At 62.4% G+C, this 12,538-nt stretch carries 12 protein-coding genes; 7 read left to right on the top strand and 5 right to left on the bottom strand.

Translation table 11 applies throughout. The features are described from left to right. Positions 1-43: 43 nt before the first annotated feature. The 6 genes from ACIROW_RS16580 (at position 44) to ACIROW_RS16605 (ending at position 6,970) form a co-directional block, all read left to right on the top strand. Positions 44-1,195 (top strand): 4-oxalomesaconate tautomerase, encoded by a 1,152-nt coding sequence (locus tag ACIROW_RS16580; RefSeq protein WP_402277471.1) that lies wholly within the window; start codon positions 44-46, stop codon positions 1,193-1,195. A gap of 8 nt (positions 1,196-1,203) precedes the next feature. Further along, positions 1,204-2,235, top strand: coding sequence for an amidohydrolase family protein (locus ACIROW_RS16585; protein ID WP_402277700.1), 1,032 nt, complete (start codon positions 1,204-1,206; stop codon positions 2,233-2,235). A gap of 11 nt (positions 2,236-2,246) precedes the next feature. Beyond that, positions 2,247-2,930: a 4-carboxy-4-hydroxy-2-oxoadipate aldolase/oxaloacetate decarboxylase gene (gene ligK, locus ACIROW_RS16590; protein WP_402277702.1), complete on the top strand. Its 684-nt coding sequence runs from the start codon at positions 2,247-2,249 to the stop codon at positions 2,928-2,930. 248 nt (positions 2,931-3,178) lie between these two features. Continuing rightward, positions 3,179-3,634, top strand: a complete 456-nt coding sequence (locus tag ACIROW_RS16595; RefSeq protein WP_402277704.1) for a hypothetical protein — start codon at positions 3,179-3,181, stop codon at positions 3,632-3,634. A 155-nt stretch (positions 3,635-3,789) separates the two neighbouring features. Beyond that, a complete protein-coding gene (locus ACIROW_RS16600; RefSeq protein ID WP_402277472.1) occupies positions 3,790-4,911 on the top strand; it encodes a porin in 1,122 nt (373 codons plus the stop codon). A gap of 358 nt (positions 4,912-5,269) precedes the next feature. Next, on the top strand, positions 5,270-6,970 hold the full coding sequence (locus ACIROW_RS16605; protein WP_402277473.1) for a methyl-accepting chemotaxis protein: 1,701 nt from the start codon (positions 5,270-5,272) through the stop codon (positions 6,968-6,970). Here ACIROW_RS16605 and ACIROW_RS16610 read toward each other — a convergent pair. The 4 genes from ACIROW_RS16610 to ACIROW_RS16625 all read right to left on the bottom strand — a co-directional run bounded on the left by ACIROW_RS16610 (position 6,967) and on the right by ACIROW_RS16625 (position 10,163). Then, entirely contained in the window at positions 6,967-7,392 is a 426-nt protein-coding gene (locus ACIROW_RS16610) for a hypothetical protein (RefSeq protein WP_402277474.1), read from the bottom strand. The genes ACIROW_RS16605 and ACIROW_RS16610 overlap by 4 nt on opposite strands. A gap of 93 nt (positions 7,393-7,485) precedes the next feature. Beyond that, positions 7,486-8,253, bottom strand: coding sequence for an SDR family oxidoreductase (locus tag ACIROW_RS16615; protein WP_402277476.1), 768 nt, complete (start codon positions 8,251-8,253; stop codon positions 7,486-7,488). Positions 8,254-8,299: 46 nt separating this feature from the next. Then, positions 8,300-9,274: a zinc-binding dehydrogenase gene (locus ACIROW_RS16620; protein WP_402277478.1), complete on the bottom strand. Its 975-nt coding sequence runs from the start codon at positions 9,272-9,274 to the stop codon at positions 8,300-8,302. Between the two features lie 40 nt (positions 9,275-9,314). Next, on the bottom strand, positions 9,315-10,163 hold the full coding sequence (locus ACIROW_RS16625; protein WP_402277480.1) for an alpha/beta fold hydrolase: 849 nt from the start codon (positions 10,161-10,163) through the stop codon (positions 9,315-9,317). A 285-nt stretch (positions 10,164-10,448) separates the two neighbouring features. Here ACIROW_RS16625 and ACIROW_RS16630 point away from each other — a divergent pair, with 285 nt between their 5' ends. After that, complete coding sequence (locus ACIROW_RS16630) at positions 10,449-11,066, top strand: CGNR zinc finger domain-containing protein (RefSeq protein WP_402277481.1); 618 nt, start codon at positions 10,449-10,451, stop codon at positions 11,064-11,066. Between the two features lie 141 nt (positions 11,067-11,207). Here ACIROW_RS16630 and ACIROW_RS16635 read toward each other — a convergent pair whose 3' ends face one another. Beyond that, entirely contained in the window at positions 11,208-12,500 is a 1,293-nt protein-coding gene (locus ACIROW_RS16635) for an MFS transporter (protein WP_402277483.1), read from the bottom strand. Between the last annotated feature and the right edge of the window lie 38 nt (positions 12,501-12,538).

A 12,538-nucleotide genomic window follows, 5' to 3' on the forward strand; every position in this document is an offset into this window, starting at 1 on the left:
CGCTCACGCATACTTGCCCGGTCAATTTTCATTTGTAAAGATCGTGGACACTACTCAGAATCCGGACCTGCTCGCCGACTTGCGCTCCATTCCCAGCACCTTGATGCGGGGCGGCACGTCGCGCGGACCGTTCTTCGTGGCGTCCGATCTGCCGGCCGATCCGGGCGTGCGCGACCGGGTCTTGCTGGCCGCGATGGGTTCGCCCGACAAGCGCCAGATCGACGGCCTGGGCGGAGCACATCCGCTCACCAGCAAGATCGGCATCGTGTCGCGCAGCGGCAGCGCAGGAGTCGACCTGGATTTTCTGTTTGCCCAGTTGCAGCCGGAGTCAGACAAGGTCGACCTGACGCCCAACTGCGGCAACATGCTGGCGGCGGTGCTGCCGTTTGCACTGGAGCGCGGCCTGATCGGCATCCGCGACGGCGTCACCACGGCACGCATCCGCACGCTCAACACCGGCATGCAATGCAATGTCACGGTGCAGACGCCGGGCGGCCGCCTGCACTACAGCGGCGACGCCCGCATCGACGGCGTACCGGGTACAGCCGCGCCGGTCAAGATCAATTTCCTGGACACGGCCGGTTCGGTCTGCCCGGCGATGCTGCCCACCGGCAAGGTGCTTGACCGGATTCGCTTCCACACACCCGATGGCGCCCTGCACGAAGTCGCGGCCACGCTGATCGACAACGGCATGCCGATGGTGCTGGTGCGCGCGGTGGACTTCGGCATCAGCGGCTACGAAAGCGCCGCCGAACTCAATGCCGACCAGTCGCTGCGCGCGCGGCTGGAAGCGCTGCGCCTGGCCGTCGGCGAACCGATGGGGCTGGGCGACATCCGCGCCCGCAACTATCCGAAGATGTGCTTGGTCGCGGCGCCCCGCGCCGGCGGCGCCATCACCACGCGCTGCTTCATTCCACACGTCTGCCACGACGCCATCGGCGTGCTGGCGGCCGTCACCGTCGCGACGGCCTGCGTGCTGGCAGGCACCGTCGCAGATGAATTGGCGAACGCCGGCACCGGACTGCAGAGCAGCGTGTCGGTAGAACACCCAAGCGGCGAATTCACCGTCGAGCTCGAACTCGATGCAAGTGATCCGCAAAAAATCGTCAGCGCCGCCCTGCTCCGCACGGCACGTCCCATCATGCGCGGGGACGTACTCATTCCCGCCGACCTCTGGAAAGAAACAACGGAATGAGAAATCCCCTGATCATCGATTGCCACGGCCATTACACCACCGCGCCCAAGGCGCTGGAGGAGTGGCGCAACCGGCAGATCGCCAGCCTGCAGAATCCAGCGGCGGCGCCCAAGGCATCCGAACTGCGCATCAGCGATGACGAGTTGCGCGAGTCGATCGAGGGTAATCAGTTGCGCCTGATGAAGCAACGCGGCGCCGACCTCACCATTTTTTCGCCGCGCGCCAGTTTCATGGCGCACCACATCGGCGACCTGCACACCAGCCAGACCTGGGCGGCGATCTGCAATGAACTGTGCCATCGCGTGGCGGCACTGTTCCCGGACAATTTCATCGGCGCCGCGATGTTGCCGCAGTCGCCCGGCGCCGACGTGCGCACCTCCATCGCAGAGTTGGAACGCTGCGTGCTCGAGTACGGCTTCGTCGGCGCCAACCTGAATCCCGATCCGTCCGGCGGTCACTGGACTTCGGCGCCGCTGTCGGACCACTACTGGTATCCGCTGTATGAAAAAATGGTGGAGCTGGATATCCCCGCGATGATCCATGTCAGCACCAGCTGCAACGCCTGCTTTCATACGACGGGCGCGCATTACCTGAACGCCGATACCACCGCTTTCATGCAATGCCTGACCAGCGACCTGTTCAAGGATTTCCCGACGTTGAAGTTCCTGATCCCCCATGGCGGCGGCGCGGTGCCATATCACTGGGGACGTTTCCGCGGACTGGCGCAGGAAATGAAGAAGCCGCTGCTGCAGGATCATCTGCTGAACAACATCTTTTTCGATACCTGCGTCTACCACCAGCCCGGCATCGACCTGCTGACCAAGGTGATCCCGGTCGACAATGTGCTGTTCGCCTCGGAGATGATCGGCGCGGTGCGCGGCATCGATCCCGAGACCGGCCACTACTACGACGACACCAAACGCTACATCGACGCGGCGGCGCTCAGCGACGCCGAGCGCCGCCAGATCTTCGAAGGCAATGCACGTCGCGTCTATCCACGCCTGGATCAGGCGCTCACCCAACGAGGACTTCCGGCATGACAACTTCCACCATGAATCAGCTCGGCGTCGTCTATCGCAATATCGCCCGCGCCGACGCCGCAGCGGCGGATCAGCTGGGCAAATTCGGCGCCGCCACCGTGCATGAAGCGCTAGGCCGCACCGGCCTGATGAAGCCCTATATGCGGCCGATCTACTCCGGCGCGGCGGTGTCCGGCACCGCAGTGACCGTACTGCTTCACCCCGGCGACAACTGGATGATGCACGTCGCGGCGGAACAGATCCAGCCGGGCGACATCGTGGTCGCGGCAATCACGGCCGAGTGCACCGACGGCTATTTCGGCGATCTGCTAGCCACCAGCTTCATGGCGCGCGGCGCCCGGGCGCTGATCATCGACGCCGGCGTGCGCGACGTCAAGGTGCTCAAGGAGATGGGTTTCCCGGTCTGGAGCAAAGCCATCAGCGCCAAGGGCACGATCAAGGCCACGCTGGGTTCGGTGAACATCCCGGTGGTATGCGCCGGCGTGCTGGTCAATCCCGGCGACGTCGTGGTGGCCGATGACGACGGCGTCGCCGTGGTGCCGGCCGGCGACGCGGTGCGTGTGGCCCAGGTCGCGCAAAAGCGCGAAGACCTCGAAGGCGCGAAACGCGCCAGGCTGGCCGCAGGTGTGCTGGGACTGGATATGTACGACATGCGCGGTCCGCTGGCGCAGGCCGGACTTACCTACATCGATTGAGCAATTTTCAGACGGCCGGTCGGCAAAGCGCGGCCGGAACGCAGGAAAGGAGATCACACCGCAATTCGTCACGCTGCACCAGAAATAACAAGAGCAAAAGAACGGCAGGCGTAGAGACATCACCGTCGCTCTCGCCCCAGCCCCTATCCCATCGCAAGAGGAAAAAGGAAGACATCATGCAAACAGCACAACACACCGCCATCACCGGCGCGGCGCCATCCACGGACGGATGGAAAAATCGCGGCGACATGCTCAGGGCCGGCATCATCGGCGGCCTGACCGGCGGCGTCATCATCTGGATTTACGAAGCCCTGATCTGGGTCGGTGCACAGCACCTGATGCCGCTCGGCGGCATCCCGCGCAACGCCACCGGTCTGGTGTTCGGCAAGGACGTACAGGAGTCGCTCGGCGTGCTGGCCTATTTCCTCGGCACCGGCATCCACTTCTTCTTCACGCTGGTGTGGGGAATCCTGTTCGCCGCCATCTGGCCGTATTTCCGCCGCAAAGGCTATGAGGCGACCCTGGTGGCGATGTTCTACGCCGTGGTGGCCTGGATCGCGATGCACGTCGCCATCATGATCGCCTCGGACAACCATCCCAACTACTACGATCCGGTGGTGATCATCGGCGGCTTCATGTCGCACTTCTTCTTCGCGGTGCCACTGGCGCTGATCGTGAAGAAACACTTCGAACGGCAACGCTAAGCCGTCGACCGGCCATTGCAGGACCGCGCTGCTCACCAGAGCAGCGCAGCGATCCATGCCGCCCTCAGAGCAAACCTCAGAGGCGGCGCGGAGTGGGTCTGCTTGTCTGAAAAAAAACGCTGCGAAAAATTCATACACAACAGGAGGAGTCCACCATGAGATTGAAAAAGCAAATCAAATATGCCCCGATAGTACTGGCGCTCGCGTACAGCCCATTCGCCCAGGCCCAGAGCTCGGTGACGGTCTACGGCGTGCTCGACGTCTTCGGCGGTTATCAGAAGAGCACCGTAGGCGGCAAGAACACGTCGCTGTCGGTGATCGGCAACAACGGTGAAATGACCAGCCGGCTCGGCTTCCGCGGCAGCGAAGATCTCGGCGCCGGCTATCGCGCGACATTCAATCTGGAGACCGGTTTCGACCCCAGCACAGGCGCACAGCAAAACAGCTTCCGCCTGTTCGACCGCCAGTCGTGGGTCGGACTGGGCGGCGGTTTCGGCGAGGTGCGCCTGGGGCGCCAGAACACGCCGATGTTCTTCTACAGCGGCAACATGGATGCCTTCGGCGCGGCCACTTACGGCTCCGCTTTCAACAACTTCGCCAACTGGCTGGCACGTGTCGACAACGACATTAGCTACATCTCACCGAAGTTCGCCAACTCCACGCTTGAGTTGCACTACTCGGTCGGCGAAAAGGCCGGCAGCACGCCGTCGAACGCCGTCTACCAAGCCGGCCTGCAGACGCAGCAAGGTCCGCTGTACCTGGGCACGGCCTACCTGAACGCCAACAACGCCACCAACTCGGTGAGCGTGAAACAGTTCATGCTGGGTGGTAATTACGACTACGGCGCCGGCAAGGTCTACCTCGGATTCTTCCGCACCAACGAAGTGATTTCCGCCACCACCGGCAACGCGCTGACCAATCCGGCCGGCAAGTACGATCCGACCGGCAGCGTGGTCGCCAACACGGCCGGCAATTATCACAACACCTACAGCCTCTCGGCCGACTACCGTGTCACGCCACAAACCACGGTCGGCGCCGGCGGCGGCTACATCAAGGACAGCTCCAGCTACAACAACAATGCCAAGCAATTCAGTCTGATCGTCAACTACGACATCTCGAAACGTACGCGCGCCTACGCGGTTGCATCCCGACTGATCAACGAGCACACCGCCGCCTTCAAGATGACCGGTGCCAGCCTGACCGCGACCCAGGCGCTGAGCCCGGACCAGGGCGCCAGCGAAACCGGCTTCCAGGTCGGCATCCGTCACCTGTTCTGATATCTTGAGGAGCTCCTGCAAGGGGAGGCGTCACGCCCGCATGCGGCGGCCGGCAAGCATTTGCATCGCCGGCTGCAGCGTGTGGGCGTACGCGTGCAAAAGAATATAAATAATGGCGGCCGCCTCATAAATTATTGTTAACCCCGAAAACCCTCTCTTTTGACTGCAGTGCCCCGGTCCTTGCGGTCCGCCGCCTCGTTCTTCCTTCCGTACCCCGCCCTCCAGCCCTCGCCATCGGCCTTCTCCGCTCTTGCTCTGCGTCAATACTGGGAGTACATATCCGTGCTTTCGGCATAAATATAAAAACAGCCGGAACCAGGCATTGACGCTTTTTCAATAAAATTAACCGGGAATGAACATGGTGGCATCCATAAAAAATATGAAGGTGGGGGCGCGGCTGGGCGCTGCATTTGGCATCGTGGTGTTGCTGCTGATGGTGGTCGCGGCCACCGCCGTGGTCAAGATCACCAACATCAACGGCGCGGTCGACCAGATGATGAACGAGCGTTACCTCAAGGTGCGGCTGGCCTTTGAGGTGCGCGACGGACTTGATGAACAGATCAGGTACCTGCGCGGGATCGTGATCGACACGACACGCCCTGAATTCAACAAGGTGCGCTACGAGCGCCTTGACGAGTCTTCCAGAAAGACCCAGGAGGCCATCAACAAGATCGACGCCAATCAGGTCACCGAAATCGGCAGGAAGCGCGCCAAGGCGTTGACCGACGCCGCGCGCAATTTCGACGTCGCCAAGCTGGAAGTGATTACTCAGGCGCGCGCCGGTAATGCCGAAGCCGCCGCCGATGCAGTGCTGCGCAAATTGCTGGCGTCGCAGAATGCATTTCTGGAAACGGCCAACAGCTTCGTCGAAGTGCAGGACAAGCAATTGCGGATGGCCGGCGCCAGCGCATTTGCGGAAGGCACCACGGCGATCAACGTGATCCTGGCGTGCTCCGCACTGACGGTGCTGGCGTCGCTCTGCCTCGGCTTCGTGCTGACGCGTTCGATCGTGCGACCGCTCGGCGAAGCGGTACGCATGGCGCAGCGCGTTGCCGCCGGCGATCTCGGCGGCGGCGTCGAAGTGAAGTCGCGCGACGAGACCGGCCAATTGATGGATGCGCTGAAACACATGAACGACAACCTGCACAAGATCGTCAGCGAAGTGCGCACGGGCACCGATACCATCACCACGGCTTCCGGCGAGATCGCTTCCGGCAATCTTGATCTGTCGGCGCGCACGGAGCAGCAAGCCGGCTCCATCGAAGAGACCGCCTCCGCTATCGAGCAGATGACGTCGACCATCAAGCAGAATGCCGACAACGCACACCAGGCCAACCAACTGGCGGTGTCGGCGTCCGGCATCGCGATGCAAGGCGGTGAAGTAATGGCCCAGGTGGTCAGCACCATGAACGACATCGATACCTCGTCGCGCAAGATCGTCGACATCATCGGCGTGATCGACGGCATCGCCTTCCAGACCAATATCCTGGCGTTGAACGCCGCAGTGGAAGCGGCACGCGCCGGTGAACAGGGTCGCGGCTTTGCGGTGGTGGCCAGCGAAGTGCGCAGCCTGGCGCAGCGCTCGGCGGCCGCCGCCAAGGAAATCAAATTGCTGATCGACGACTCGGTGGCCAGGGTCGACGACGGCAGCAAGCTGGTCGGCAAGGCCGGGGCGACGATGGAAGAAGTGGTCGCCAGCGTCAGGCGCGTGACCAATATCGTGGCGGAAATTTCTGCCGCCAGCATGGAACAGCGCACCGGCATCGAAGAGATCAACCGCGCCATCACGCAAATGGACGGCGTCACGCAGCAGAATGCCGCGCTGGTCGAGCAAGCAGCGGCTGCCGCGCAATCGATGCAGGAGCAGGCTGAACGGCTATCGCAGGCGGTCAGCATTTTCAAGCTGGGCGACGCCGTCGCGGCTTCAGACGACGTGATAATCGTCGACGTGACGCCCAAAGCTTCAAAGCTGCCGCGCAAGACGGTGAAGGATCTGCCGGCAAAGGCAAGCGTTGCTGCTGTTGCGACGCAAAGCAACGACAGCTGGGAAAGTTTCTAGCCGAGCATGATCACCGCCGCCGCATTGGCGACCATCAGGACGGCATCGGTGACGAAGATGAACAGCATCGGCCCGCGCAGGACCGGCCAGGCATGCGGCCGCTTCTTCACTTCGCGCAAGGCGACCGGGACATTGCACAGGAATTGCGTCGCATGCGCCAGTGACAGGAAGGCGTAGATCAACTGCCATTGACGCGCATCCGTGAACACCTTACCCGTGACCACAAGCGCGACGCAAAACAGCGCCAGCGCGAAATTGAAGCCGCCGAGAAAATGCAGCGAAGTGCGCAATTGCAGCAAGGTATTTTCCTGCCGGTCCATGCGGCGCACCAGGAATTTCATGAAGCGCTTGCTGCGCAGGCTGAACGTGATGAAGCCGGCGGCGAACCACAGCGCATTCAATAACAGGAAAGTTGTTTGCATGGTGAAGATGAGTGTCTGCGGCAGCGCCAATCGCGGCGCTGCTTTCCGAGGCGCATCATCTCATGGAACAGGATGCGCCCCGTCTGCGCTGCCTCACATCGCCTTGATTTCCCCGCCATCCATGCGTATCGCCGAACCCGTCATCCACTTCGCGGCCGGCGACACCAGGAAGGCCATCAGCTCGCCGATTTCTTCCGGCTGGCCGTAGCGGCTGATGCCGGCCGCGTCCAGGAACTTCGACTTGGCTTCTTCCACCGACATGTCGTGTGCGGCCGACCATTTGCCGAGGAAGGATTCGCGCCGTCCGGTCATCACCGGACCGGGCAACACGCTGTTGACCTGCACGCCGTCCTCGATGCCGCGTTCGGCAAAGGCTTTCGCCAGCGAGACGATGGCGGCGTTGATGGCGGCCACGGCGGCAAACCCGGCCTTCGGCACCGCGGCGGAGTTGCCGGAGGTGACGATCACCGATCCCCGGCTGTCCTTCAGCGCTTCCCACGCGCGTATCGTCAGGCGGCGCGCGCCGTGGAATTTGAGCGACATGCCGGCATCCCACTGCGCGTCCGTCATCTGGAACAGGTCGATCTGCGGCACGTCGCCGGCGATGTTGACCAGCGCATCGATGCGGCCGAAGGCGTCGAGCGTCTTGCAGACCACCAGGTCGGGCGCGGCCGGCTCGCTCAGGTCGACATCGATGACCAGCGCCTGCGCACCGGCCCTCTCCACTTCGGCGGCGGTCTCCGCCAGCTTTGCGGCATTTCTGGCGACCAGGACCACGACGCCGAAATCCCTGGCCAGACGAATTGCGGTGGCGCGGCCGATGCCTTGACTGGCGCCGGTGACGATGGCAGTTCTCTTCATGTTGTTCATCCTTGATGTGTGTTGATGTCTAAGTAATTTGTATTGATCAGTCGACCAGCACGACCATCTTGCCGTTGGCCTGGTTGGCTTCCATCGCGCGATGCGCGGCATGGATCTCATCGAATTTGAATACCCGCGACGGCTTGGCCCGGTAGCGTCCCAGGGCGACATCGCGCGCGATGGCCTGCAGCGGCACGTCCGACAGCGGGAATTGCGGATTGCCGAACACGAAGCTGCCGAAGAAGCTGAAGTGCACCCCGCTCGGCATCTGCAGCAGCGGATTGAAATCCGGCACCGGCGCCAGCCCGCCCAAAAATCCCGCCAGGCACACACGCCCGCCGCGCCGCACGATCGCCAGCGAATCCATCACGACGCTATTGCCGACCAGGTCCAGCACGGCGTCGACCTGCCCCGCTTCCGCCAGGCGCGCCGACAGCGACGGCCCTTCCAGTTCGACGCGCATCACGCCCAACGTTTCCAGCATGGCGAAACGCTCCTTGCTGCGGGTGGTGGCGATGACGTGCAAGCCCGCATTGACCGCCAGGTTGACCGCCGCCTGGCCGAACGACGAGGTCGCGCCGCGGATCAGCAGCGTCTGGCCTGTGCGGATCTCGAGGTTGCGGAACAGGCAGGTCCATGCGGTCGCATACGATTCGGGGATCGCCGCCAGCTCTTCCCACGGCAGGTCCGAATCGATGGCGACGACGTTGTCGACACGGGCGCGGGTGTACTCGGCATAGCTGCCGTTGACGGTGCGCCCGAGCCCCCCCATCAGGGTTGCGACTTTCTGCCCGATGGCGAATTCGCCGCCCGGACAGGCCGCGACGATGCCCACGCATTCGATGCCGCTGACCGGCGCCGACTCGGCCCATTCGCCGCGGCGCATGTGCATTTCGGCGTGATTGATGCCGAAGGCCTTGACGCGGATGACGACGTGGCCGTGTTGCGGTTCCGGCTGCGGCAGGTCCTGATAGACCAGCCCTTCGACCGGACCGTATTGCTGGATGACGATGGCGCGCATGGCAAACCCTCTCTGATGTTTGTGAACGTGATGGATGCGCTTACAGGAAGGCGCGGATCTCGGCGGCGATCTCGGCCGCGTGCGTCTCGAGGGCGAAGTGGCCGGTATCGTAGAACACGATTCTTGCGCCCGGAATATCGCGCTTGAACGCCTCGGCGCCGGCCGGCAGGAAGAAGGGATCGTTGCGTCCCCACACCGCCAGCACGGGCGGCTGATGCTTGCGGAAATAGGCCTGGAATTCGGCATAGCGCGCGACGTTGTCGGCGTAGTCCAGGAACAGGTCGAGCTGCACTTCATGCGCGCCCGGCCGCGTCATGTAGAAGTCGTCGAGCGAATAACCGTCCGGCGACACCGCGTCAATCTCACTGACGCCATGCGTGTATTGCCACAGCGTGGCCTCCGGCGTTAGCAGTTGGCGCAGCGCGTCACGGTTGGCCTGGTTGGGCGCCTGCCAGTATTGGCGGATCGGATTCCAGCCGTCGCTGAGTCCTTCCAGATAGGCGTTGCCGTTTTGCGTGACGATGGCGTTGATGCGTTCCGGATGCATGGTCGCCAGCCGCAGGCCGACCGGCGAGCCGTAGTCGAATACGTAGATCGCGAAACGATCCAGCCCGATCACCTCGGTGAAGCGCGCCGTCACGCGCGCCAGGTTTTCAAAGGTGTAGGCGAACTGCTCACGCGGCGGCATCGCGGTGCGGCCGAATCCCGGCAGGTCCGGCGCGACCAGGTGGAATTGTTCCGCCAGCAGCGGGATCAGGTCGCGGAACATGTGGCTGCTGCTGGGAAAGCCGTGCAGCAGCAACAGCGTCGGCTTGTCGCGCCGGCCCGCCTCCCGGTAAAACACTTCCAGACCATCCACTACCACCTTCTTGCTGCGTACTTTCTGCATAACGGGCTCCTCGAATTGAATAACTGGTTAAATTTCAATTTAAAGGTTACTTATTCATCTGTAACCTGTCAAACTATTTTTTAAAGGTTATCCAATCAACCCATGAAAATTCCAGGAGTGAAGCGCATATCGATAGGGAAGACGCACTACTGCATGGATACGTCGAAATACGACGATAGCCTTTTGATGTGCTGTCTGGGTCTTCCCTTCGAGAGGCAGGTAACTTCTGATAAATCATTTATTAAGTTACTATTTGGGTAATCAAGCACGAAAGGATGTCGCAACATGGACCAACAACTGCCGCCGCCGATGTTCCTGGCCGATGCTCTCGGCCTAGATTTTTTGAACTCCGTGGCCACGCCCGTCGACACGCCGGTCGAATGGCTGGGTTCGGGCAGGGATTTTCTGGCGTGGCTGAGCGCGGCGAAATTGGCGCCGGCGTCCGTGCTGGAAGAATTTGCACGCAGCGCAGGTCCCGGCGAACTGGATGCGATCGCCGCGCAGGCCAGAGGATTACGGGAGTGGTTCCGCGATTTTGTCGTGCGGCACAAAGGGCAGCCCTTGCCTGATTCGGTCGTCGCCGAACTGGAGCCGCTCAACCGTTTGCTGGCGCGCGATGAAGCTTTCGTGCAAATGGTGGCGAGTGACGGAAATGGCGTCGTCCGCAAGCAGGAGCGCCGCTGGCGCACGCCGGAGTCTTTGCTGCTGCCGCTGGCCGAGGCGATGGCGAACGTCGTCTGCGACGACAATTTCACCTACGTCAAAGCCTGCGAAGGCCCGGCCTGCACAATGCTGTTTCTGGACAGGACCAAGGGCCATGCGCGCCGCTGGTGCAGCATGGCCGTGTGCGGCAATCGCGCCAAGCAGGCGGCGCACCGCTCGCGCAAGAACGAAGGCGGCTAGCGTTCAGTGCGGCAGCGTGTAATTCAGCGGCTGCCAGCGATAGCCGCTTCCCTCTTTCGTGATGCGGATCCCTTGGAATGACAGATGCGCGCCGCCGATCGGTATTTCCTCGCGCCGTGAGCATGGAAAAACCCAGGGACTTCAACCCCGTTCGCTGGTCGTCTTCGATACCGCAATCGCCACGCCGCCCAGGAATGCAGCGACGCCCAGCATCAGCAGCGACATCTTGTAGTCCGGCGAAATCGAACGCACGTAACCGACCAGCAACGGACCGAGGAACTGGCCGATCAGGTTGCCGACGCCGCTGACGAAGGCCACCGCCGGCATCGCCTTGCGCAACGGAAGGATTTCGGTCAGGCGCGAGAAGATCAGCGGCATCAGCATCTTCAGCGTGAAGCCGATCAGGATGAACAGCGCAATTTGCACGTAGAACAAGGGAGCGGGAACGAAGGCCGCCACCGCCATCAGCAGGCCGGTGATCATGGTCGGGATCGCGGCGTGCCAGCGGCGTTCCTGGCCGTGCTTGTCGGAGCGGCGGCTGATGTAGTAAATACCCAGCATCGACATGACGAACGGCGCGCCGGCGAAGAAGCCAATGGCGGTTTCGCTGAGCTGGCCGTAGGACTTCATCACGGTCGGCAGCCATAAGGTAATGCCGTACAGCAGGATGGTGTTGAGGCCGAACCCCAGCGTCATCAGCCAGACCGCAGGCTCGTTGAAAATCTTCCACCACGGATCGCTCTCGGGCGCTTCATGCGCGGCCTGTTCTTCATCGAGGTTCTGCTTGATGGCCTCGCGATCGGATGCAGGAAGCCATGCCGCCGCATCGAGGCTCTTGGGAATCGACTTGAACCAGATCAGGCAAAAAATCCACGCGGGCAAACCCTCGGCGATCAGCATGACGCGCCAGTCGTAGTGCGCGATGATGGCGCCCGAAATCGGACCGGCCAAAAAGCCGCCCAGCGGCGCACCGAGATTCCAGATACCGAAGGCGCGACCGCGCTCGGCTTTCATGAACCATTGCGCCAGCAGGATCGAGGTGCCGGCATACACCGGGCCTTCAGCGAGACCGAGCAGGATGCGCACGCTCAGCACTTGCCAGAAGGTGGTGGCCAGACCGGTCAGCATCGCGGCGGCGCCGAACAGCACCAGGCAGACGGCAACCAGCCTGCGCGCGCCGAACTTCATCGCCAGATAACCGGCCAGCAATTGCGTCAGCGCATAGCCCCAGGCGAAGGCGCCGCCGATCCAGCCGCCCTGGGTCGAGGTCAGGCCGAGCTCCTTGGTCATGTGCGGCAGCGCCATGGCGATGTTGACGCGGTCGAAGTACGACAGCATGTAGACGATGAACACGGTCGGCAGGATGATCATCCATCGGTTGCGACCGATGTCGAGTCCGTTGAGCCCGGGTTGAAGCGCTTGGGTGTTTTGCATGTTGCAGTCTCCTCTGTTCCTGCTTTTGGATGAACGCG

It is taken from the genome of Herbaspirillum sp. NPDC101397, from assembly GCF_044767325.1.
In the GTDB taxonomy this organism is placed as follows: domain Bacteria; phylum Pseudomonadota; class Gammaproteobacteria; order Burkholderiales; family Burkholderiaceae_D; genus Herbaspirillum.

Excerpts from the sequence above, each read along its gene's own strand:
- ligK (WP_402277702.1), top strand. The coding sequence starts at position 2,247 with ATGAATCAGCTCGGCGTCGTCTATCGCAATATCGCCCGCGCCGACGCC.
- ACIROW_RS16595 (WP_402277704.1), top strand. The coding sequence starts at position 3,179 with ATGCTCAGGGCCGGCATCATCGGCGGCCTGACCGGCGGCGTCATCATC.
- ACIROW_RS16600 (WP_402277472.1), top strand. The coding sequence starts at position 3,790 with ATGAGATTGAAAAAGCAAATCAAATATGCCCCGATAGTACTGGCGCTC.
- ACIROW_RS16605 (WP_402277473.1), top strand. The coding sequence starts at position 5,270 with ATGGTGGCATCCATAAAAAATATGAAGGTGGGGGCGCGGCTGGGCGCT.
- ACIROW_RS16610 (WP_402277474.1), bottom strand. The coding sequence starts at position 7,392 with ATGCAAACAACTTTCCTGTTATTGAATGCGCTGTGGTTCGCCGCCGGC.
- ACIROW_RS16615 (WP_402277476.1), bottom strand. The coding sequence starts at position 8,253 with ATGAAGAGAACTGCCATCGTCACCGGCGCCAGTCAAGGCATCGGCCGC.
- ACIROW_RS16620 (WP_402277478.1), bottom strand. The coding sequence starts at position 9,274 with ATGCGCGCCATCGTCATCCAGCAATACGGTCCGGTCGAAGGGCTGGTC.
- ACIROW_RS16625 (WP_402277480.1), bottom strand. The coding sequence starts at position 10,163 with ATGCAGAAAGTACGCAGCAAGAAGGTGGTAGTGGATGGTCTGGAAGTG.
- ACIROW_RS16630 (WP_402277481.1), top strand. The coding sequence starts at position 10,449 with ATGGACCAACAACTGCCGCCGCCGATGTTCCTGGCCGATGCTCTCGGC.
- ACIROW_RS16635 (WP_402277483.1), bottom strand. The coding sequence starts at position 12,500 with ATGCAAAACACCCAAGCGCTTCAACCCGGGCTCAACGGACTCGACATC.